Genomic DNA, 22,389 nt, shown 5'->3' with positions numbered 1-22,389 from the left:
CGTCAGCTCCTGATGGCTATATTAAAATAATAAATGCTGATGAAACAAATAAACAGGATATCGACGATAGTACTATTGACAGGCCTGTGCTATATGGTGGGACAGGCACAGGTAAAAAAAGGTCAATTTTCTGATCACGCCCAGAAGACCCTGGATGTGATCTATGTCAAATATGGGAATACGCAAAATAAGTTATTGACTGAAAAGTACCCCTTTGACGAGAATTTTAAAGCTGATTATCTTAATAATAACACGCAGGCAGAACAGCAAAAAAAATATGCCTATCTCTGGCCTTTCTCGGGTAGTTTTTCGGCAGTCAATGCACTGATGGAACAGTCAAAAAATAAAACAGCCTATCAGAAAATATTGGACCAGAAAGTGCTCGTAGGGCTCAGTGAATATCGGGACGAAAAGCGTAAACCAGTGGGGTATGCTTCCTATATCAATTCAGCGCCGGCATCGGATCGCTTTTACGATGATAATATCTGGTTGGGCATTGATTTTACAGATAGCTACATACAGACCAAAAAGACGGATTATCTTAAGCATGCAAAGGAAATTTGGACCTTTGTAAAAAGTGGTGAAGACGATAAGCTTGGCGGTGGTATTTATTGGTGCGAGCAAAAAAAAGAATCTAAAAATAGCTGTTCGAATGCGCCTGCTGCAGTATTTGCTTTAAAACTTTTTGAGGCGACCAAACAGAAGGACTATCTTCTTGAAGGCCAACGTTTGTATGAATGGACAAAAGCAGGTTTGCAGGACCCAAATGATAAACTTTATTGGGATAATATACATCTCGATGGTAAAGTTGACAAAGCCAAGTATTCCTATAATTCAGGTCAGATGCTGCAGGCTGCGGCCTTGCTCTATCAGTTGACCAAAGAAAAGAAATACCTGGATGATGCGCAACAGCTTGCCGAAGCTTGCCTGGGCTATTTTTTTGAGACAAAAACAGGACAAGATTTTCCTCTCTTAAAAAACAGTAATTTATGGTTCCATGCCGTAATGATGCGCGGTTATATCAGCCTGTTCGAACAGGATGGAGATCGAAAATATTTAGACATTTTTGCGAAAAATCTTGATTTCGCATGGCTTCGGATGCGGGATCAGCATGGACTTTTTGATACCGACTGGACCATGGAGAATCCTAAAAAATCAAAATGGCTGTTAGACCAATGTGCTTTCGTGGAGATGTACGGGCGTTTGGCGAAATTCGGGTATTGACACTTGCCATCAGGAGTGATACGATTTGTGCATGAGGAGCATTAACGCTGAATTGTCGCTACAGCGTGGCGACAATTCGGCGTTAACTTTTGCCCTCCGGTGTCCATTTCCAGACCGACACCCAGTGCATTATAATAGCGCTGACCGCTCACTTCCTTGCGATATTTTTTATTTGATGATTTTCCGGAAAGGAAATATATAGTCTGCGACAAGCGCCATCCGATTACTGACTTTGACCCCGACCGCCAATCCCAAGTGCAAAGAGATCATTTTGGTCATTGTACGCTATATAATTCCGATGAAGATAAGAAGGGACAACAGTCAGTGATAATTTCGAACTGAATTTTCGCGCAATGATCAGCTGCGTTACATGGCATAGCCGGTCACTGAATCCTGTGAAACTTGCCGCCGACTGCTTATTCTCGGCTGCACCCATAGCTGATACCGTCGTACTTCCAAAAAATGCAATGGACACCGATATCCTGTTGTCGACCGTATGCTCGATAAACCGGGATTACTTGGTACGGTGAAAAACGTGGTGGAAGCAATACCATAGCCTTCCTCGGGTAGTTTTCAGTAGGAGGTTTATCAAGACGTATTGCTGTTTTTAAGATAAATGTTATTTTCGTATAAACGAAAGAAATATGAGTATAGCATTGATACTGAATAGCGGCCGAGCCGAAGAATGGAAGCTCGAAATCAATAAGCATTTGCCTGAAACAAGAGTCGAGATCTATCCGGATATCCAAAACTATGATGAGGTCGAGTTTGCGCTTTGCTGGAAGCCTGAGGCGGGTTATTATGCTCATTTTCCCAATTTAAAAGTGATCCAGTCTGGGGGAGCTGGGATCGATCATTTATTTCCTGAAACCATTCCCTCACATATTCACACCTGTAGGATTGTAGATCACATGCTAAAAAGCGATATGTTTGAACATGTTTTGACCTGTGTGATGCATTCAATGAAGAATTTTTCAGCCTATTCTACAGAAAAGAGGAAAAGACATTGGCATCCCCTAGTGTATAAGTCCATTGGTCAAACGTGTGTAACAGTTTTAGGATTAGGTGAAATAGGGGGGTATGTCGCCGAAAGATTGGCTCAGCTAGGTTTCAAGGTTAATGGTTGGTCCAATTCTCCAAAAAATATACAGGGGGTAATTTCTTTTACAGGTATCGCAGGACTTAGTTCAGCAGTTGAGCAGACGGATTTTATTGTGAACGTTTTGCCATTGACTGATGCCACCCGCGGAATTTTGAATCATGAGTTTTTCTCCTTTTGCCCGATGGGAACTGTTTTACTTAACGTTGGTAGGGGCACCCATCTTGTGGATGACGATTTAGTAGAAGCCATCGACAAAGGACAGATTGCCGGCGCTTACCTCGATGTGTTTCAACAAGAACCATTACCCAAAGAGCATCCATTTTGGAATTGCAGCTCTATTTTTATAACACCTCATGTCGCGAGTAGGACAAATATTGGCTCTTCGGTCTTGCAATTGGTGGATAATTATAGAAGAATGGCTGCTGGGCAACCTTTGCTCAACGAAGTTTCCTTAAAAAAGGGTTATTAGAAATCTGTGCTGCCCACAGAGGTTTCACCTTCCCCTTTCGGTTCACTATGGCAGCTGACGGACTAGGAGCAATTTTTGCGCAGGAAAAATAAAAGCATTGTTTCCATTGGCTAGCAAATTTGATAGAGTCTGTTCTATTATTTCAATAGTTGCGTAAGTCTTCCATATATTTTAAGACGGGATTTTCTGCTTTACGTACACGCCTCGGAAGATTATTATTTTTGATATGACGTAGAGGACCAAATACTACCATACGCAAATATGCCATAAAATCGAGGGCTTCAATATATTCACCTCTTCCAATTTTTGTTAGCCCATAGTGTAACTAGGTCCAAAATCTGTCTTCGATCCATTGGAAGTCAGAAACCGGAAATTGTGCATGGGTCGTGTCTATTACTTTTTGTAAAATATTGTCGGTATCTAATAGAATAATAGGATCTTCAATCCTGATGCAAAATTCCTCAAGAGTGACAAACTTAATATTTACGTGTAATAGAGGGGCGTCATATAAACAGATTAACAATCTTTTTTCGCCTACATGTTCACCTGGTAAAGCCGACAAGAGATTGCCAAAGAGGCTAGCATATTCGACCATCCGTGAGCTGTCGGCGTTCAGATCCTCTTTGGTGACTATAACCAGGTCCAGATCAGACCACTTATCAATTTGACTGGTTAGCCAGGAGCCAGCGACTGCTAATCCAATAATATTCCGATCTCTTTTTAAGACCTGAACAACATTTTTGCAAATGCTCTCTGCATAATATCTGTTTTGAATACCAATATAATGCTTTTTTGTCCGTGATTATAATACAAATGGGTCGGAATGCAGCTCAAAATAATGAGATGGTAGGTGATATTATCATCAATAAACATTGATTTTCTTAGACGTATACGAGTACCTTGTGGAGAGCGGATTGTACGCGTGCGAACAAAATGTTTCTAAACTGTTCGAATCCGCACATCTCCTTTTTTAGAAAAAAACTTGAAAAAACCATTATTCGACCTAGAAGCCATAAATAGACTTATTTCGGCTCATGGTATAGTATTTGGCATGCAGGTGATAAAACCTTTCAAAGATCATTGGCCTAAAGTCCATAGGTTACATGCATATTAGATAGGAGTTTTGAATTAAAAGATAAGAACAATATAACTAACAAAATAAAGACATTATGAAAGCATTCGCAAAAACATTTGTAGCAGCAACCTTAATCGCCATATCTGCATTCGCTATGGCAGCAGAAGGACCTGGCTCAAGATCAAAGGAAGAAAGCGTGAATCTTTCCACAGCAGACTTCGCCCTTGATCACTATGTTACGGTAACGACGAAGGGTGAATCAGCGGGCGTAGAGCGGTTGTTTGCTGAGGATTTTAGTCAAAAGATACAGGCTTCCAGTATATTGACCTACGGGCGTAATACAGTGATCCAATCATTGAAAAATCAAAATGGAGAAATTCTGAACTGCAAAGTGAATATCAAGATCGTCGAAAAATCGGCAGATTATATGATTGTAAAAATTACACTGAAATTTGAAAACTTTAGCATGACTGACCTTGCGACCTTTGCCTACGAAAATGATGGTTGGAAGGTTTTCAGATCATTTCATTCGTATAAATAAGAGTTATTCCTTACAGATATATAAGTTGTATGGCCAGGTCGTAAGAAGTGGTTTTTATTTTTATTGTCGGGTTTTGTCTTCTTCAAGCCTAAGTATAAAATCTAAATATGTCTTTTTCTTTGAGAAATAAATATCATCTAGTAATCTTTTATATTCTGCAATCGCTTGGAGCAAAATTTGAAGGTTTTCCTCTTTGTACTCATCTACATTAAAGTATAGTAAGTCCGTATTGATGTATTTATTGAGTGTTGACAATAAGGTTGCATCCATTGGGGGCTGTATGTTTTCCCGTAGTGATAGAAGCTTGGACAATCTCTTTTTGAAAGATACTTCCCTTCTTTTGAGATCACTCACTCTCGCTTCAATTTCTCCAAATGGCAGAGTCTGAAAGAAAAATGCCGTGTTTTCGTTCATATCATCGTATATCATTTGAGATTCATCAAATGTTTTGTAGAAAGCTTCAAAATCGTCATATTTCTGATCAAATTCTTCCTTACGCTCCTGTGCGATGGATAATCGTTGAAAGTAATGATGTATTTGATAATTATAACTATCTACCTGACGTGTTATATCCAGGATGTCATTCTCAATTTTTATCAAGAGTTCATCGGCATCGATATCCCGATATTTTTTTCCATCATAATCGAAGGTTTTTAATTTGATGTCTCCCTTTTGTATGGCTTCCACGATATGCTTGTCACTTTTTAGACTGTTGAGTTCATATAATGACTCGATTTTACGATCTGCAAACAATTCGTCAAATGTCAGCTCTTCAAGTTCTTCAGCAGTAGCTAAGTCTCCCTTTAGTAGAGGATTGTTGTAATCATAGAAATCGTTAAATTTTGGATCGATTGTATATCTGTTGATCTGGCTTTCAAAATTATCTTTGAATTCACTAAGGTTCAAAGTTGCTGGTACCTGCTGATATTGAATATGCGAAAATAACTTCTCAGAAATTTGATCAGCTATTGCTGCACCATTTGAAAGTAAAGCAATTGCAGGTTCATTTGAAACATTGTTCTTTATGATATCAAGTTTCCACAAGGCTTTCACGCGTTCTTCATCGGTCGGATGGGAAGCCCATTGATTTTCGAGATTCAATTTTGATTTATCATATTTTTTTAATGTTGCTAATTCGATCTGTGGGAATCCTTCTTGAACTCGATACCTAGATCTTTCCGCAAGAAGAAGCATCACACAATTCTGTTCGTGATAAATATTGTTGCTCCGGATATTTTCGCTGATTTTTCCATCGTAAAAATTAAAAATATAATTTAAAGCATGATTTGCAAAACCCAGACGCAGCAATGAGTCTGCCAGGGCTTTAGAACCTGCCACGTGAGCTGCAATTTCATCTGCATGAAATTCCATTTCCCGGGACAATGCCAGATAATTTAGGTTAACATATTTATACAAGTATTTCAGGATGTTTTGAATCTGTTGGATGATAAAGACCGATATACCGATAAAAATAGCCGAATAGCCACTAACATTTCCCCATTTTTCAAATATATTGTCCAACGATTCATTTTTGTAAAGCATATTGTAGATAATTTGATTGACATGATAAACATAACTGCCAACTTTCATACTTTTCTGTGAAAAATGTCCGAATTCATGCGCAAGAATAGCTTTTAATTCCTGTTGAGTTACAGCATTGATCAATCCTACACCAATTTGTAGATTCTTTCTTATTGGAAGAAACATGCTCCAAAAGCTGGAATCATAAAATACTGAAGCATTCACATCGTGAGATAAAAATACTTTTTTTGGGAAGCTGGTGTCGACTTCGTTAACAATCTGATGGATCAACAAAAATAGTTCAGGCTCATCATGCTCGGTAATTTCGGTGAGATGATCGGTATCTACTTTTGTCGAAGCGAATATAAATTTTATAAGAAAAAATAAGACAGTAAGACCGGAGGCGAACAAACCTATACAGGCAATGGCCGTTAAGAACATCGGTTTGGAGGTAAAGACTAATAAGCCTAAAAAGGTAAAACCAATTGTTATTCCTATAGCAAATAAGAGCAGGAAAATATAGGTAAAAGCAAAAACGAAAATAGATAAAATTGTTTTGCGTGCATGTTTTTTAAAACTTGCTGATACTTGTACTTTCATAAAACGGTTAACAGTGATAATTTTTGTTAAATTGTCTGATATAAAAATAAAAAATAATATCCATTTATTCCTAGTGACCTTTCAAGAGCAGACTTCGTTTTAGAGCATTATATTGCAGCAACTATCGAGGGAGAGCCGGTAGGTGTAGAACAACTTTTTGTCGAAGATTTCAGCCAGAAGGTTCAAGCTTCCAATGCAAAGACCAACAGCGGTGAAGCGGTTGTTAAATACTTGAAAAAAGAAAAGGGTAAACGCTTGGATTGCGGAGTAAATGCCAATATCATCAAAGAGTCAATTTACTATATGGTAGCCAAGGTGACAATGAAGTTTGAGAACTTTACAAAAACTGATCTCGTGATTTTGACGCGAGAAGGCGATAGCTGGAAAGTATCCAGTTCAGTCAACACTTATAAATAAGAGCCATCTCAAGCAAATACATATGCAGTACTGAATATTGATTGAGTATAACACTCTTATCCGCATGGAAGTGTAACGTTATACTTTCCAGTTATTTATAGCTGAATTAGGCCGGCAATTTTCACGAAAGTCCTCTACTAAAAATTTAAAAATTATAGTCTATTCCAAAGCTTATGTACCGGGGCAAGAGCCGGTATTCGGTGGTGGAACGCGAAACGTCTGTGAGCATGGCGTTTCTGAAAGAGCGGGTGTTAAAGATGTTTTTGGCTGTTATGTCAAAGCGGGTCTTGTATCTTTTGAGTTCGTAAAATACTGAGAAGTCCGAAAAATAATAAGTTTGGTTTTTTTGTTGGGGCATGGCTCCAAAGCGATAAGATTCGTTCTTGAGGCTGAACTGTAGATTGTCGCCAAAGCGCAAAAAGAGATTTAAAAAAGCTTGACTATTTGTCAAGGTATTTGTCTCACCTTCGATACGGTAGCTGTTGGTTTGTAGGCTATACCCTGTATACATATTGAAGCAGGATTTCCACGAACTTCTGAACGAAAGCCCATAGTCGTATCTGTCTGTACGAATTTTCCTAAGGCCTAAGCCGACGACGACATTTTCATAGTCGACCGTGTTGAAGCCCACATCCAACTTTAAATTTCCGTTTAGGGATTTTACAAAATAATTCAGCTCGGCCTTACCATAGGTCAGAGTTTTGTTTTTGAGTAAGCGCTGTTGCACGAGGTTAAAATTGGGGTTGAGGTCGCTTTCCGTTCCAATATAGTCAAACAGGATCTGATGCCCGATCCAGAGGTTGGTAAAAAAACGGTCGCTCATATTACCGTAGGTGTATTGAAGCGTTCCGCCCGAACTGCTCAAGGTTGCCATGTTATCCATTCCTTTAATGAAATTGCGCACACCCGTGGTGTAATAGTTAGGTATCAGGTCGGTAAGTTTGGAGTTCTGCTGTTGAAAAAACAAATCAGTTTCCAGCCGCCCTTTGCGGTGTATGGCCCATTTTCCCGATAGGCCGGGAGAGAGTTGCAAGCTGTTTTTGTGTTTTTGTTTCTCAAAATTAATCAGCCAGCTGTTTGCTATACCTAATTGCAGACGGGGAGTTATTTCCCAGCTGCGGTGCTTAACCGTGTATTTAGAAATGATGTTAGTCTGAAACAAGCGGAGGGTCATTTCATTGGCAAATTTTGGTGGATACACTACCGTTTTGTGCTCCGCTTTGGGGCCAGACAGTAGCCGCAACAGGGTGTTGAGCTCTTGCTGTTGATAGGTTGAGCTCAATCCTAGCTCGAAAAAATTGCCGTTTTGTTGCCGGCTTACATAATGCGTGGTAGCTCCCAGATAGCGCAGGTTGTTGTCTATATGCTGTTGAACCTCGCTCACCGAGTTAGATCCGAAGAGGTCTTGGTAGTAATATTGATTGATACTGTAATCAACCGGCGACTGCTGGTTGATAAAGCGGACGGAGCTGACCAGCGCTTTGCGCTCGGACAGCTTATAGCTGTATGATAGGTTGTGGTTGGTGAGGTAGCCTTTGTTTTTGGTAGTTTCTAAGCTGGCTATGTTATTAAAAATCAGGGTACCCAGCTCATTGCTGTTCAGAGATCCCAGTGTACCGGTATAGTTCAGTGAGGTATGGGGGCTGGGCTCGTATTGCAGTTCCACTTTGGTAAAATAATTGTCGATTTTGCGCGTAAATTCATAGTTTTCGTTTGTGGTAAATTGGATGTCTTCCAAGTTATACTCCTGTACGGTATTGCGGTAAAACGATTTTTTTGTTGGATTGGCAAAGCCCAGCCATTTGATTTTGAATGCAGCTATCGGATTTAAAATGGTATTTAATGAGATAAGCTTGTCGTTGTTGAAATTCGTGCGCCGATAATCGAAGTTGGGCAGGTTGGGTGTATTGTCAATTAGGGTAGGCGTGCTTACATCCACGCCAATTTGTCCAGGTTCATTGGTCGAACCGGACTGTATAAGGTGGTTGATGCTGCTTACGGCATCGTAGCCATTGTTATTGCCACTGGCCAAAAGGTAGTATTTGTTGCGCTTGCCAAAATTCATGAGGTTAGCGCTGGCTTGATAATACTTTGGGCCAATTGGTGAGCCCTGCAATCCCACTGAACCCAGCCACTGGTTTTTGCTATCCGCTTTCAGTTGCAGATTAAGGGCGACCTTGTCCGAGTTTTCGATGCCTTTTAATTGTTTGTTACTGGAATAGCGCTGCAGTATCTGGATTTTTTCCAGCGACTGCACACTCATATTTTGCGTAAGCAGGCGGTAGCCCTTTTCAAAAAAATCGTCACCTTCGACCATGACCTTTTCCACCTCTTTTTTGCCTATTTTGATGCTGCCATCGCTACCTACGTTGATCCCCGGAATTTTGCGCAGCAAATCTTCTACGTTGCGTTCATCGCCCTGCAAAAAAGAGCTTACCGCCAATTCAAGGGTATCTCGGCCATTTCGGTAGGGTTGTTTGGCATGTACAATCACTTCTTGTAAGCGCTGTACACCACCGGGGCGCATTTGCACGTCAATAAGGGTGTCAGCTTGTGTTGGAGCAATAGCCAGGCTAAGCGGTTCCGAGCCAAGTGATTTGAACTGCAAAATGAATTTTCCGCGTTGTGTGGTTTGCAAATGGTAATTTCCCTGGCCATCACTAAAGGTGTAGGTCAGCATTCGGGAATCGTCGGCAAAGCGCAAATCAATACGTACACCGCCTAAAGGCTCGCCTTTGGCGCTGACCTTCCCATGTATGGCTACCTGTGCCTGCCCAAATATAGGCAATAGACATAGGAAAAGCCATCCTATTCTATGCTTAATTTTTTTCCCACTCATATACTTGTTCTACACTGCCACGAACTTTTTTACGCTCTACGGTTACACCTTCCATCATGGGCATTTTGCTCATCATCATGCGCATCCGCTCCTCGGTTTCTAAATCTTCTTTTTTTATGTAGTTCTCTAAGCTGAGTTTGGGCAACGTATTTATGTATTTTTCGTTAACGGGCACATCACCTGTGTAGGGGTATTCAATTTCTTTAAGCAACCAATAGTGCGGGTTGGCGCCTTCATTATATAGCATGACGATAAGCCCGGGCAAGCCACCAAATTTGTAGGGCCCGGCAGGTATCGGAATATCGTTGGTATAGTAGGCGACTAAGGTGGTACCACGGTAGATGGCGGTGGCCTTGTGGCATATATGTTTGCCTAGGGTATCTACGTCAGTGAAGTTGGTGTTCCACGCTAAGGGCGGAAGCTCGTCGTTAACGAGGTAGTTGCTCCCTTTTAGCGAGCGGGTTTCGAGCAGTTGCGTCGCATTGTTTTTTTGGATGACAATGTTCCGGTAGATTTTGCCCATATCTAGGGTGACCGACATACTGCCGCTCAGTTCCTCATCATCACCATTGCTAGTAGCCTTGGGCTTGGGCTGTGGTAGCGAATCGCGAACGGACGTTTTTGTCCCATCCTGAAAATAAACCTCTTCCCGAAAAGTTGCTATGGGCGATGGCAGGTATTCGTACAGTGCCTTTAGTTTTTGGCCATAAGAATTTGCTGTGGCCAATAAGAATACAAAGAATAAAGAATATTTGTACATGGTCGTTGGATTGGAGAAAGCGAGGCCTTAGCCCCGCTTAAATTTTTACATTGTAATTCAATTGAAATATAGTTCTCAGACTATATCCCTAGTTCGCCACTTGCAAGCATATGTCTATAAATCGTTCTGCAGTTGGCGAAGAATCCTGAACAGGAATTTTCTACGTAAGTTTGCGAAGTGAAGGTGTCAATCACTTGGCCGCTGCTATTGTAAACATTTAGGGTATAAACACATTTTGTCAACATGCTTTTGCTTTCCTTTGACGCTTCGGTAACTTTAACCTTAGCGTTTTTTTTAGCTAGCTTGTAATTGGTTGTTTTTACATTTGCATTTTCTTTAGAAGCTTTTGAACCTGTTCCGGCAAATGCCGCAGTTGATAACGCAGCTACTGCGACCAAACTCATTACTAATTTTTTCATTTTTTACTTTTTTTTGTTAAACCATACATGCTTTTTTTTGGCATGTTTTAATTCTCTGGCAGTAAAAGTAGGGCAAGGAAATGAAATGATTTTGACCGTTTGGTATTCGTGGGGGTTGATCTATTATTCGCACTTATTTATTCGATTTTTTAGTTCTGTATACTTGGCGATACCTTTTGCTTCATTGAGAGAAAGCCTTACAGCAAGCACAATATAGGGGAACGATATTTATAAAATCCGGCTGGGCTATAAGGTCTAAAAAACAATGGTAGAAGTGTAAATTCACCTTCCCATTCCCGCCATTTACCGAGTTTTCCTGCTCGTTGGTCTAATGCCCATAGGCTAGGGGCTGATTGTGTTGTAGTTTTGAGTCAACAAATAAGAACAGATAAAAAACTAACACAATAAAATAAAGACATTATGAACCATCATGAGTGTATTTAAAAAGCACTCATGCTTTATCATCAAATAAAAAACAAATCATTTCGATAAAAAACTCTCGTAAAAACATTCGTAACAGCAACCTTAATCGCCGTATCTACCTTCGCTATGGCGGCTGACAAAAAAACATCAAAATCTGAAAAAGCAGACGTTAACTTTTCAACCGTAGACTTTGCTCTGGAGCATTATGTTGCGGTTACGACAGAAGGCGAGTCAGCAGGAGTAGAGCAGTTGTTTGCCGAAGATTTCAAGCAAAAGATTCAAACTTCCTATTCACAATCTCATGACCGTGAAGCAGTGGTTAAATCTTTGAAAAAACAAAAAGGAGAGAAGTTGAACTGTGCGGTAAGCACAGACATCTTAGAAGAGTCAGTAGACATATGGTTGCCAAAGTGACTCTTAAATTTGGAAACTTTACCAAGACTGATCTTGTGACATTGGTACGCGACGGGGATAGCTGGCAAATATCCAGTTCAGTCAACTCATATAAATAGGGATCGTTTAAATAAATATATAAATGTTGTAAAGCCACATCGAAGTATGTGGCTTTTAGGTTCTCAATAATTCTAAAAATTAAGTTTTTTGTATCATTTTGGCTGGTGTTGAAGAATATGTTGATTAAATCGAATATTAAGAAATATAAATCTGACTAAAAAGGGCATAATGCACAGGTTAATAGTTCCTTTTTCGAAAGTACTCTGATCGGAAATGTAAAACTACCGTCGCAGCCCTTTAGTATAAGTTATCAGATTACGAAGGAGTTTGAAGTCGATCTCTTTTGAAACTCACTCGGAGTTATTCCAAATGCTGCTTTAAAACAAGTAGCAAAATAACGGGGATCCGAGAAACCTGTTTCGAACGCTACCTCACTAACAGAAATAGACTTATCTTTTTCCATAATTTGACAAGCATGTTTTAACCTGATATTTTTTATGAATTCGCTTGGAGATAAATTCAGGAGTACTTTTGTCTTCCGATAGAGTGTGGATTTGGACAATCCCAAGATATTACCAAGTTTAATGACGTCGAATTGGTCATCGGACAGATATTCTTCGATGACTTGAATCATTTTTTGAACAAATTTTTCATCCAGCGGTGTGTGGTTGAGTGTTGAAATGTTAATCTTCGTATTGTTATGGAAAACCAGTTGTCTGCAGCGTTTGTTGATAATAAAGCTTTGGATCTTTGCTTCCAATACTTTAACCTCGAAAGGTTTACTGATATAACCATCCGCACCAGCTTGGTAGCATTCGATACGATCTTCAATGCTGTTCTTGGCAGTTAACAGCAAAACTGGAATATGGTTAAATTCCGCATTGGATTTAATGGTTCTGCAAAAATTCAGCCCGTCGAGTTCAGGCATCATGATATCACTCACTATGATGTCTATTTCAGTGTTTTCGAGCACTTCCAAGCCAAGGACACCGTTATAAGCTATGTGTACCTGGTAATTTTGGCCTAAGATGCTGGCCATAGTTGAACTGAGTTCTTCATTATCTTCCACCAGCAACAGGTTCAGCCTTGGCTCTGAGACGGTGTTCGATAATTTTTTTTCAGTTTCATGTGATTCGACAATGGTATTTTTTATTTCTTCGGCGAATGGTTGTTCCATAACTTCAATTCCCTTTCTTAAATAGAATGATTTATCTACAGGAATTGTAATCTCAAACATACTCCCGATATGGAGTTGACTCTCCACACGGATTTCACCATAATGCGCCTCTATCAGCTGCTTTGTAACGGATAGCCCTATGCCGTTACTTTCAAGATGCTTTGTTGATTTATTGGTATAGAATACCGTAAAAATTTTCTCTATATCTTCGTGAGATATTCCAATACCATTGTCACGAATATAGATTAGGAGCCAACTGTATTCTTTTCGTTCCTCCACATGATACGTAAGTGTAATTTTGCCTTCTTGGTCTGTATATTTAAAAGCATTGGATAAGAGATTAAAAAGAATTTTATCGACTTTATCGACGTCATAGAAGAGAATTTCTGGACAGTCCCCGTGTTGAATTTCAAAAACAATGTTTTTCTTTTTGGCTATTGGGCCAAAATGCATATCCCCCAATTGATTAACAAAAGTTGGAAAATTTGATGCACTGATTTGGAGTTTCATGCTATTGTTTTCCATTCTTCTGAAATCGAGGATTTGTTGCAGTAATCGTTTTAACCGACTTAGATTAAGCCGTATTTTATCATATTGTTCCAAATTGTTATTTGTAGACATCTGAACATCATCAACCAAACAGGAGATAATAGTCAGAGGAGTCAGCAAATCGTGTGAAATATTGGTAAAATAGCTGAGTTTGGATTGTGCGAGTTCCTTAGCCTTCTCTTTTTCAATTTGAGCGATTTTTAAATCTCCTCTCAACTTGAGGCGATTGAAGGAGTAATTAATAAAAAACAATACGATGCCACCGAGGATGCAGGCGTAGATAAAATAGGCTAGATTACTTTCATAGAATGAAGGTTTCTTTATAATCTCAATTTGAGTAAAAGTGGGATTCCATTTGTTATATAAGTCAGTTGATTTGACTAAAAATCTATATCTTCCCTTACTCAAATTGTTATATGTTGCAAAGATGCGATCTCGAGGAGCGTAGATCCAATCTTTGTCGACCCCCTCCAGTTTATAAGCATAACGTATCTTATCTTCCTGCGTAAAAGGCAGTGATGAAAAGGATATTTCAATGTTTTGATCTTGGGGATTCAGTGTTAGTTCAGTCTGGTCATCGCTGAACAATTCCTGGTTTGATTGCAGGATAATGGACTTATTGTTAATTTTTATGTCGGAAATAAGGACCTTTTCTTTGAAAATGGGTAAGATACTTTGATCATTGAGTTGAACGATACCATTGTAACCGCCAAAATAAATGGTATTGGAATTTGTATCCACAGCAAAAGCTCGTTTTGAGAACATATTGACTTGGAGGCTATCAGCTGCAGAAAATTCACTGATATTCTTGCTTGCGTTGTTGATCTTGTATAAATTACGTGTCGTAGATAACCAAGTATTGTGGTTGAGACAGATAACATCAAGAAGCTGGTTTTTCTCAAATAATGTGTTATTGGCGACTTCCGATACTTTTCGGGTGGCAAGTTGATAATTCAATAATCTGTTATCTTTGGTACCGATCCATAAATTGCCGTCTAGATCAACATCCATCGTCTCAATTTGGTCACTATTTAATCCGGGAGTCTCTTTACCAAGATGAGTCAGTATGGATCGTAGATTACGGTTATCGATACAATAGATTCCATTTTCTTTGGTTGCGATCCAAATATGGTTTTGTTGACCTTGTGCAATAGCTACTGGTTGATCCTTTATCTCTGGGATGATCCTGATATTTTCTGATTCCGACTTTTTTAATAGCAGTCCCTGTGTCGTTGCGATCCAAAGTCGTTTTTGTCGATCTGAGACGAAAAAAGAGGGAATTCCCCGGTGTTCGATCTGTTGCATTAAATCGATCTTCCGTAAGAATTTAATATTATTGTTGGTTTTCTGAAAAACATTTATTGACGATTCATATGCTGAACCTACCCATAGTTCTTTTCCAAAATCTGTAGCACAGGTCACTGCGCGTATTGAAATCAAATCTCTGAAATTAGAATTACTATACGTATTTAATTGATTTGTTTTTGGGGACAAGCTACCAAATCCAAAGCGTTCGAGATTAAACCATAAAATACCTGTATGATCTCGATAGAGCATATTTAGGTTCGGGGCAATACTATATAATGCTTTGATCTGTTTGAAACTATAGTTTTTAACAATTGGTTTGTTAAAGCTAAACATTGACACTCCTTTGCCTCCGACAGCAAGCCATAATGTCCCATATTTATCTTGGTAAATATCGTTGAAGATATTCGTCGTATTGTCGAAGTAACTAGAAAGATCGATTTCTTGCAATTGGCCATTTTGATATTGAAGTGTTGATATCCCTGAGAAAGAGAGAATCCAGATATAATGACGGCTTCGATCTTGAATGATGTTGTAAAATAGATCTTCCTTACCGCCATGACGGCGTTTATTTTTGATTTTAATTTCTTTGTATGGATTATTCGGATCCTGTGGATTGAATAAATAAATGCCGTCTCCCCAAGTACATATCCAGAGTTGTCCATGATCGTCTTCCATGAGTTTGAAAGGATTGTTGCGTGGGCCAAGTCTAGGATAAGGCTGTAATTTATTGTTGCCAAGACTTAGCTTAAATAAGCCAGTTCCCCAGACACCTAGCCAGATCTGAGCTTGGCTATCCTGAAAGATCGTATTAATAGTTTTGCCCCTCATCCTATTATTCAGGAAGTGCGCGCTTTGCGCATCTGTCAAAGGCATTAATGCACTGTCATAGATAAAAATGCCATCATCTGTACCGATCCAGAGCCGTTTCGAACGGTCAACCATCAAAGTATTGACACGAACAGTTGCCACACGTGGATCATTTAGCGGGAAGACCTTATAATTGCGCTTATCTAATACATAAACACCTTTCTCTCCTCCCAAAATTAGTTTATTTTCTAATTCTACAAGCGTTCGAATAGCTTGTTGGCTTGTTACTTTCCCCGCTGAATCCCTTAGTTTAAAATTCAGGATATTATATGCATCATAGCGACTTAAGCCCTGTGTGGATGCAAACCAGATGTATCCCTCTCGATCCTGTATCGTCTGATTGATCGTTAGTGAGGGAAGCTCATAATTTTTTGGCACGGGGTCAAGTCTCATCTGTTGACTATATACAGCAGTTATTAGGGATAGATATAGATGCAAAAATGCGATTATTTGCCGGATAGATGCGCTCATCTTAATTATCTTTTATTCGACCTGTCCAATCCAGTTTTGGTAAAATTCTTACCCAACCATAGTTGCAGCGCTCGATCTCCTAGATTTAACGTTAGCGTATGGTAGCATTTCGCTTCAATACATCCGTTTTGTATTGCGAATAAAGACAGACCACCTTAAGATTTTTTAGGTTTATATTGATTAAAGATACAAATATTTTTCAAATAAGTGTATATTGTACGCTTATTTAGAGTGAAGCCATTAAACATGATCATTTAGCCTTTTAGGCCTAAAATGATCCCATTTTGGGTTATGATTAGTCTTTATTCAAACATCTTCCAAAACGATTTGAAGTAGTTTTGTTTATCCCGGTTGGGAATCAAATTTTATAAATCTCAAGACATGCGTATCAATTTTATTTTGTGCCTATTACTTATTGGACATTTTTCTTTTGGACAGAAACTGAAAAAAGAAATTGTTCTTTCTCAGCTCAAAAGAGCAAACGGCTATTGGCAATCTCATCACAATCCGGAAGTTTGGGCATTTTGGGACCAGGCGGCTTATCATACTGGAAATATGGAATTCTATAAGATTTCAAATTCACAAAGTGATTTGAAATATTCTGAAGATTGGGCAAGATTCAATGATTGGAAAGGTGCTAAATCAACCAACAAGCAACATTGGAAATATAGCTATGGTGAAACGGATGATTATGTGCTTTTTGGAGATTGGCAGATTTGTTTCCAGACCTATATTGATCTTTATAATTTGTCGCCAAGTCCGGAAAAGATAGCTCGGGCTAAAGAAGTTATGGACTATCAGATTCATTCAGCCAACACTGATTATTGGTGGTGGGCTGATGGTTTGTATATGGTCATGCCTGTCATGACCAAAATGTACAAATTGACCCAAGATCCACTTTATCTTGATAAAATGTATACCTATTTGCGCTATGCAGATAGTATCATGTTCGATCAGGAGGATCATTTATACTATCGCGATTCAAAATATGTCTATCCGAAACACAAAAGCCTCCATGGCAAGAAGGATTTTTGGGCGCGAGGTGATGGTTGGGTGTTTGCAGCCTTGGCAAAGGTTCTTCAAGATTTGCCCAAGCAGGATAAACATTACAATTATTACCATGAAAGATTCAAAGACATGGCGGTTGCGATCGTCAGCTGCCAGCAGGAAGAAGGGTTTTGGACACGAAGCATGTTGGATCCGGAACATGCGCCCGGAAGGGAAACTAGTGGGACTGCCTTCTTTACCTACGGTCTACTTTGGGGAATAAATCAAGGAATACTGCTTGATCCGAAGTTCTTGCAGGCCGCGCTTAGAGGTTGGAATTATCTGAGTGAAATTTCCTTACAAGCTGACGGTAGGATCGGCTTCGTACAGCCTATCGGTGAGAAGGCTATCCCCGGACAGTTGGTTGATGCCAATTCTACAGCTCCATTCGGGGTAGGAGCATTCTTATTGGCCGGTACAGAAATGTATCGTTATCTGGATAGAAAATAAGTTAATCATATAAATGAAAAATAGAATTTTATTATTCTTTCTATTGCTGCTGTCAGTAATAGGGTCTGTCCAAGCACAAATCGAAAAAAAGAAATCTACAGGCAATGATGAGACAAATAGAACTTTCTGGCTTCAGGAAATGGATCGTATGCTGCGTCCTGTATTGCGGAGTTTAGCACATGACAGTCTTCGAATAAACATGCCTCAGATGGTATCGGCACAGGTGGACAACAAACAACATCGTATTAAAGTGCAATATGTTGAGGTATTGGGAAGAGTATTGTCAGGTATTGCTCCTTGGCTTTCATTGGATGGAGGGTCGGAAGCGGAAAGAAAGCTACGCGAGCAATATAGAACTTGGACTGTTCTGGCGCTTAAAAACGCGTTGGATAGTAATGCACGTGATTTTATGCGCTTTGATCTCGGCGGGCAGCAGCTTGTGGACGCCTCCTTTATTGCTTTAGGTTTTATGCGTAGTCCGTGGCTATGGGAGCATATCGATCATCAAACCAGAAAGAATTTGATATCATCGATAAAGGTAACGCGTCAATTTCGTCCAGCTTATTCGAATTGGTTGCTTTTTTCGGCGATGAATGAAGCTTTTTTGGCGAAATATGCAGATGATTGGGATGTGATGCGGGTCGACTATGCCTTGCAGCAACTGGAGCAATGGTATGTTGGCGATGGCATGTATATGGATGGTCCACATTATGCCTTTGATTACTATAATAGTTATGTTATTCATCCTTTTTTGGCGGGGATCATGGATATGATCCAATTGAAAACCAAAAATTACGATAACATGTTTGTGAAAATCAGACTCCGTAACGAACGATATGCTATTATTCAGGAGCGATTAATCAATGCGGATGGTAGTTTTCCGCCAACAGGTAGATCCGTAGTTTATCGTGCTGCGGCTTTTCATCACTTAGCTGATATGGCGTTCAAGAAGCGACTTCCTAAAGAACTGACCAACGGGCAGGTTCGCGGAGCGCTGTCTGCTGTGTTGAAAAAGACGACAGAAAATCCAAGTACCTACCAAAATGGCTGGTTGACATTAGGGGTGTATGGTGACCAGCCCGGCCTGGCAGATTCGTATAACAATCAAGGTAGCCCTTATCTCTGTGCAGTAATTTTCTTGCCTTTGGGCTTGCCGGATGAAGATCCTTTCTGGACAAGTGAAGTGACAGACTGGAGTGCCAAGCGTATTTGGTCAGGGCAGGATTGGACCAAGGACTCGAGTAAAACTATCAACTAATAGTGGCTCTAAAAACCAATAGTGCATCTCAATTAAAATAATGAATGAAAAGATATCGGAGAAAAATTTTAAAAATAGGAATGTTGTGCGTTTCATTCTTATTGTTTCTATGTCCGGTGCAGGGACAAAAAATTAAGGAAACAATAGCCGGAAGCGGATGGGCTAAGAATACGGTCAACACAGCTGTATTTCGCAAAAATTCTTTAATCAGTAACCGTAAATATCAATATATAGCCTATTACGACAACGAGGAATATCTCGTGTTAGGACGACGTCTGCTATCAGGAAAGGTTTGGCAGCTGCGTCGAACAGGTTATACCGGCAATGCTAAAGATGCGCATAACGTGATTAGCATCATGGTAGATCAGGCTGGATATCTTCACGTATGCTGGGATCAGCATAATGGTCGATTGAGATATGCCCGTTCCATCCATCCGAATAGCCTCGTGCTTGGTTACGAGCAGATTATGGTAGGTCAAAATGAAACACTGGTTACTTATCCCGAATTCTTAAAACTGCCCAATGGTCGGCTATTATTTCTATATAGGGATGGCGGATCCGGCAATGGCAATCTCGTGGTGAATAGCTATGATATAAAACAGCAGCAGTGGAAACGTGTCCACAGTAACTTGATTGATGGGGAGGGAAAGAGAAATGCGTATTGGCAAAGTTATGTCGATACTCGGGGGACGATACATCTCTCTTGGGTCTGGCGTGAAAGCCCGAATGTGGCGAGCAATCATGATATGGCTTATGCCTGTTCAAAAGATGGCGGATTAACATGGGAGCGAAGCAATGGGATAAGGTATGATCTACCGATGAAAGCGTCCACAGTAGAGTATGCTGCCCGGATTCCGCAGCAACACGAATTGATTAATCAAACATCAATTGCTGCTGACGAGAAGGGGAATCCTTTTATTGCAAGCTATTGGCGTGCTCCTGAATCACAGATTCCGCAGTATAAAGTTATTTATTTACAGGATGGCGAATGGAAGGTGCGATCTTTTGATTTTAGAAAAACCCCATTTAGCTTAAGTGGTGGTGGTACAAAGGAGATTCCTATTGCAAGACCGCAGCTATTGGTTCGGGGTAAGGATAAAAAGATTGCATTAACATTGATCTTTCGTGATCAGGAGAGGGGCAGCCGGCCTTCGATTTTGACGTTACAGGGTATGCAGCAAGCATCCCCGAAGATTACTGATCTTTGTCAAGAATCTGTAGAAGCATGGGAACCAACTTACGATACCGAGTTGTGGCGAAAGAAACGTAAAATTGCGCTATTCGTACAAGCTACGGTACAGAAAGATGGTGAGGGATTAGCAGAAACGGAGCCAACAGCAGTAAAAGTGCTGGAATGGCGCGACAAAGGGAGAAGAAAATGATAAAATTAAGCAACATGAAGATAAAACAGGGTCTATTTAGACTGCTGGTGTTTAGCTGCGTTTTTATTGGATTCGCAACAACCGCTCTAAGCCAGAATAGTTCAGTTTTCGAACTAAAAAATCCAGATTTAAAAAAAAGTCCTTACACTGGACTGACACGCCGGCATTGGATGGATGCTGCATCCTATTTGTTGGAAGGAGCATTTTCTGTTGTTCAGGACTTAAATAGCCCCATGTTATTTCCCAAGCAACCCGGGCGTAGCTATCCTAGAGATGGCTTGCATAACGAAACGGAACGATTGGAGGGGCTGTGCCGTACGCTTTTCATCGCAGTACCACTTTTAAAGAAAAATGCTGACTATGAGATTAGAGGTATTCGCGTAGCAGATTATTATAGGCATCAATTGGAACTGCTATCGGATGAGACTTCTGAAAGCTATATTGCACCCCTCCCGGAAAAAGGAGGACCGAGTCAAAAGCTGGTCGAATTTGGAGGTTTGGCGGTTGCGCTAATGGCAGCTCCAGAAGTGTTGTGGGATCCTTTGCCGGAAAATATAAAAAACGCACTTGCACAGACCATGTTGAGTTATGGCAATGGACCAACGATACAGATGAATTGGCGCTTTTTCAATATCATGATCCTGAGCTTTTTTAAAAGTAGAGGTTATCTTGTTCGGGAAGAATACCTCAAGGATTTATTGGAAAAATGTCTTAAAGACTATCACGGTGATGGCTGGTACAATGATAGTCCTTACTATGATTACTATAGTATGTGGGCCTTTCAGCTCTATGGAACGCTATGGGCAAATAACTATGGTTCGACAATGTATCCCGAACTTGCCGTTCGATTCAAATCAAACCTCCGTGATGTGGTGAAAAGTTACCCCTATTTGTTTAGCCGTAATGGCGAAATGATTATGTGGGGACGTAGTATTTCTTATCGTATGGGGGCTGCAGTGCCATTTCCATTATTAGGGCTATTGGATGATCCGTCCATTAATTATGGTTGGATGCGAAGAATTGCATCAGGTACCTTGTTACAGTTTTTAGAAAACCCGGATTTTCTTTCAGATGGTATTCCGAACCTGGGCTTTTATGGCGCTTTTGACCCTGCTGTACAGGAATATAGCTGTCGGGGAAGTGTATATTGGTTTGGAAAATTCTTTTTAGGTCTATTGGTTCCGGAAAACAGTAAATTTTGGACTGCTTCAGAAAATCAGGGTGCTTGGGATCATCAAATTCCAATTGCTAAGGTACTAAATACTTATGTAGAAGGTGCTGAAATGTTAATCACTGATTATGATAGGATAGGTGCTTCCGAAATTCGATCTTGGAATACAAGTAAGATCGTAGGCTATTATCAAGGAACAGAAAATTACAATAAACTCTCCTATAACAGTGCATTTCCTTGGCAGGCAGACGGAAAGAACGGAGAAATTTCAATGAATTATGCATTTCAAACCCCGTCAGAGAAGTGGGAGTCACTTCGTATTTATCAATTTAAAGGATACGAGCAAGGGGTCTATCGTCGTATGGCGACCTTAGCTTCGGATACGACTATACATATAGCCTTATCGGAGCGGGCAATAACGAATGGAATTCTGAGGTGTGATCAATTACTTTCCGATAAACCTTTGGCCTTTCGGTTGGGGCATTATGCCCTTCCAAAATGGAAGGATCGTCCTATTCATTCACAAAAAATCGAGTATAAAGGGCAGGAGGCGATGATTTTAGATAATGGGGAATACCAATTGGCTATGGTAGGGCTCATGGGCTGGGAGGGAATAGAAAATATCAGTTGTCATGGGCTTCATCCGGTAAGGGACGAGAGTTCCGTATTGAATTGTTTTGTACGAGGGGCAAAAACGCGAGCAAAATGGTACGTCACATTGCAACTGTGGAAGAAATCGGGGGAAAAATGGACAAATGAAGAACTTTTCCCGCAGTTGAAGGCAACGGTTAAGAAAGTTGAGATTCGTTGGCGTAATGGGGAGAAACAAACGTTTCATACCGTGATGCCATAAACATTGCATTGAT

At 40.1% G+C, this 22,389-nt stretch carries 17 protein-coding genes; 9 read left to right on the top strand and 8 right to left on the bottom strand.

Features of this window, described 5'->3' with window-relative positions:
* Positions 1-39 precede the first annotated feature (39 nt).
* The gene (locus ABTV71_RS22335; protein ID WP_433901144.1) at positions 40-1,224 is read left to right on the top strand and encodes a glycoside hydrolase family 76 protein; all 1,185 of its coding nucleotides are present in this window, start codon (positions 40-42) and stop codon (positions 1,222-1,224) included.
* Between the two features lie 41 nt (positions 1,225-1,265).
* Here ABTV71_RS22335 and ABTV71_RS22330 read toward each other — a convergent pair whose 3' ends face one another.
* Together ABTV71_RS22330 and ABTV71_RS22325 are read right to left on the bottom strand one after the other, a co-directional pair.
* Positions 1,266-1,436 (bottom strand): hypothetical protein, encoded by a 171-nt coding sequence (locus ABTV71_RS22330; protein ID WP_433901143.1) that lies wholly within the window; start codon positions 1,434-1,436, stop codon positions 1,266-1,268.
* Between the two features lie 11 nt (positions 1,437-1,447).
* Positions 1,448-1,729: a DUF5777 family beta-barrel protein gene (locus ABTV71_RS22325; RefSeq protein ID WP_262707662.1), complete on the bottom strand. Its 282-nt coding sequence runs from the start codon at positions 1,727-1,729 to the stop codon at positions 1,448-1,450.
* A 139-nt stretch (positions 1,730-1,868) separates the two neighbouring features.
* Between ABTV71_RS22325 and ABTV71_RS22320 the strand changes: the two genes are divergently transcribed.
* Positions 1,869-2,795: a 2-hydroxyacid dehydrogenase gene (locus tag ABTV71_RS22320; RefSeq protein ID WP_433901142.1), complete on the top strand. Its 927-nt coding sequence runs from the start codon at positions 1,869-1,871 to the stop codon at positions 2,793-2,795.
* A gap of 325 nt (positions 2,796-3,120) precedes the next feature.
* Here ABTV71_RS22320 and ABTV71_RS22315 read toward each other — a convergent pair whose 3' ends face one another.
* Positions 3,121-3,543, bottom strand: a complete 423-nt coding sequence (locus ABTV71_RS22315) for a nucleotidyltransferase domain-containing protein (protein ID WP_433903726.1) — start codon at positions 3,541-3,543, stop codon at positions 3,121-3,123.
* Positions 3,544-3,964: 421 nt separating this feature from the next.
* Between ABTV71_RS22315 and ABTV71_RS22310 the strand changes: the two genes are divergently transcribed.
* Positions 3,965-4,411, top strand: a complete 447-nt coding sequence (locus ABTV71_RS22310) for a hypothetical protein (protein WP_433901141.1) — start codon at positions 3,965-3,967, stop codon at positions 4,409-4,411.
* Between the two features lie 60 nt (positions 4,412-4,471).
* Here the strand turns inward: ABTV71_RS22310 and ABTV71_RS22305 are convergent, their stop codons facing one another.
* The gene (locus ABTV71_RS22305) at positions 4,472-6,532 is read right to left on the bottom strand and encodes a M48 family metallopeptidase (RefSeq protein ID WP_433901140.1); all 2,061 of its coding nucleotides are present in this window, start codon (positions 6,530-6,532) and stop codon (positions 4,472-4,474) included.
* A 231-nt stretch (positions 6,533-6,763) separates the two neighbouring features.
* Here ABTV71_RS22305 and ABTV71_RS22300 point away from each other — a divergent pair, with 231 nt between their 5' ends.
* Complete coding sequence (locus ABTV71_RS22300; RefSeq protein WP_433901139.1) at positions 6,764-6,949, top strand: hypothetical protein; 186 nt, start codon at positions 6,764-6,766, stop codon at positions 6,947-6,949.
* A gap of 145 nt (positions 6,950-7,094) precedes the next feature.
* Here ABTV71_RS22300 and ABTV71_RS22295 read toward each other — a convergent pair whose 3' ends face one another.
* The 3 genes from ABTV71_RS22295 to ABTV71_RS22285 all read right to left on the bottom strand — a co-directional run bounded on the left by ABTV71_RS22295 (position 7,095) and on the right by ABTV71_RS22285 (position 10,967).
* Positions 7,095-9,788: a hypothetical protein gene (locus ABTV71_RS22295; RefSeq protein ID WP_433901138.1), complete on the bottom strand. Its 2,694-nt coding sequence runs from the start codon at positions 9,786-9,788 to the stop codon at positions 7,095-7,097.
* Positions 9,769-10,548, bottom strand: coding sequence for a GLPGLI family protein (locus ABTV71_RS22290; protein WP_433901137.1), 780 nt, complete (start codon positions 10,546-10,548; stop codon positions 9,769-9,771). The genes ABTV71_RS22295 and ABTV71_RS22290 overlap by 20 nt, the downstream gene beginning before the upstream one ends.
* Positions 10,549-10,628: 80 nt before the next feature.
* Positions 10,629-10,967 (bottom strand): hypothetical protein, encoded by a 339-nt coding sequence (locus ABTV71_RS22285; protein ID WP_121126394.1) that lies wholly within the window; start codon positions 10,965-10,967, stop codon positions 10,629-10,631.
* Between the two features lie 549 nt (positions 10,968-11,516).
* Between ABTV71_RS22285 and ABTV71_RS22280 the strand changes: the two genes are divergently transcribed.
* The gene (locus tag ABTV71_RS22280) at positions 11,517-11,804 is read left to right on the top strand and encodes a hypothetical protein (protein ID WP_433901136.1); all 288 of its coding nucleotides are present in this window, start codon (positions 11,517-11,519) and stop codon (positions 11,802-11,804) included.
* A gap of 349 nt (positions 11,805-12,153) precedes the next feature.
* Here ABTV71_RS22280 and ABTV71_RS22275 read toward each other — a convergent pair whose 3' ends face one another.
* The gene (locus tag ABTV71_RS22275; protein WP_433901135.1) at positions 12,154-16,215 is read right to left on the bottom strand and encodes a response regulator; all 4,062 of its coding nucleotides are present in this window, start codon (positions 16,213-16,215) and stop codon (positions 12,154-12,156) included.
* A 381-nt stretch (positions 16,216-16,596) separates the two neighbouring features.
* On the opposite strand from ABTV71_RS22275, the gene ABTV71_RS22270 reads away from it, so the two are divergent.
* Genes ABTV71_RS22270 through ABTV71_RS22255 form a run of 4 tightly spaced genes read left to right on the top strand, consistent with a single transcriptional unit; the run spans position 16,597 to position 22,376 of the window.
* Positions 16,597-17,712 carry a glycoside hydrolase family 88/105 protein gene (locus ABTV71_RS22270; protein ID WP_433901134.1) on the top strand — a complete coding sequence of 372 codons (1,116 nt, stop codon included), beginning with the start codon at positions 16,597-16,599 and terminating at the stop codon, positions 17,710-17,712.
* 13 nt (positions 17,713-17,725) lie between these two features.
* On the top strand, positions 17,726-18,970 hold the full coding sequence (locus ABTV71_RS22265) for a DUF2264 domain-containing protein (RefSeq protein ID WP_433901133.1): 1,245 nt from the start codon (positions 17,726-17,728) through the stop codon (positions 18,968-18,970).
* 44 nt (positions 18,971-19,014) lie between these two features.
* On the top strand, positions 19,015-20,352 hold the full coding sequence (locus ABTV71_RS22260) for a BNR repeat-containing protein (protein WP_433901132.1): 1,338 nt from the start codon (positions 19,015-19,017) through the stop codon (positions 20,350-20,352).
* A gap of 14 nt (positions 20,353-20,366) precedes the next feature.
* On the top strand, positions 20,367-22,376 hold the full coding sequence (locus tag ABTV71_RS22255; RefSeq protein ID WP_433901131.1) for a DUF2264 domain-containing protein: 2,010 nt from the start codon (positions 20,367-20,369) through the stop codon (positions 22,374-22,376).
* Positions 22,377-22,389 lie beyond the last annotated feature (13 nt).

The organism is Sphingobacterium puteale (assembly GCF_050986225.1).
Classification (GTDB): Bacteria; Bacteroidota; Bacteroidia; order Sphingobacteriales; family Sphingobacteriaceae; genus Sphingobacterium; species Sphingobacterium puteale.
This window is presented reverse-complemented; position numbering and strand designations above follow the sequence as displayed.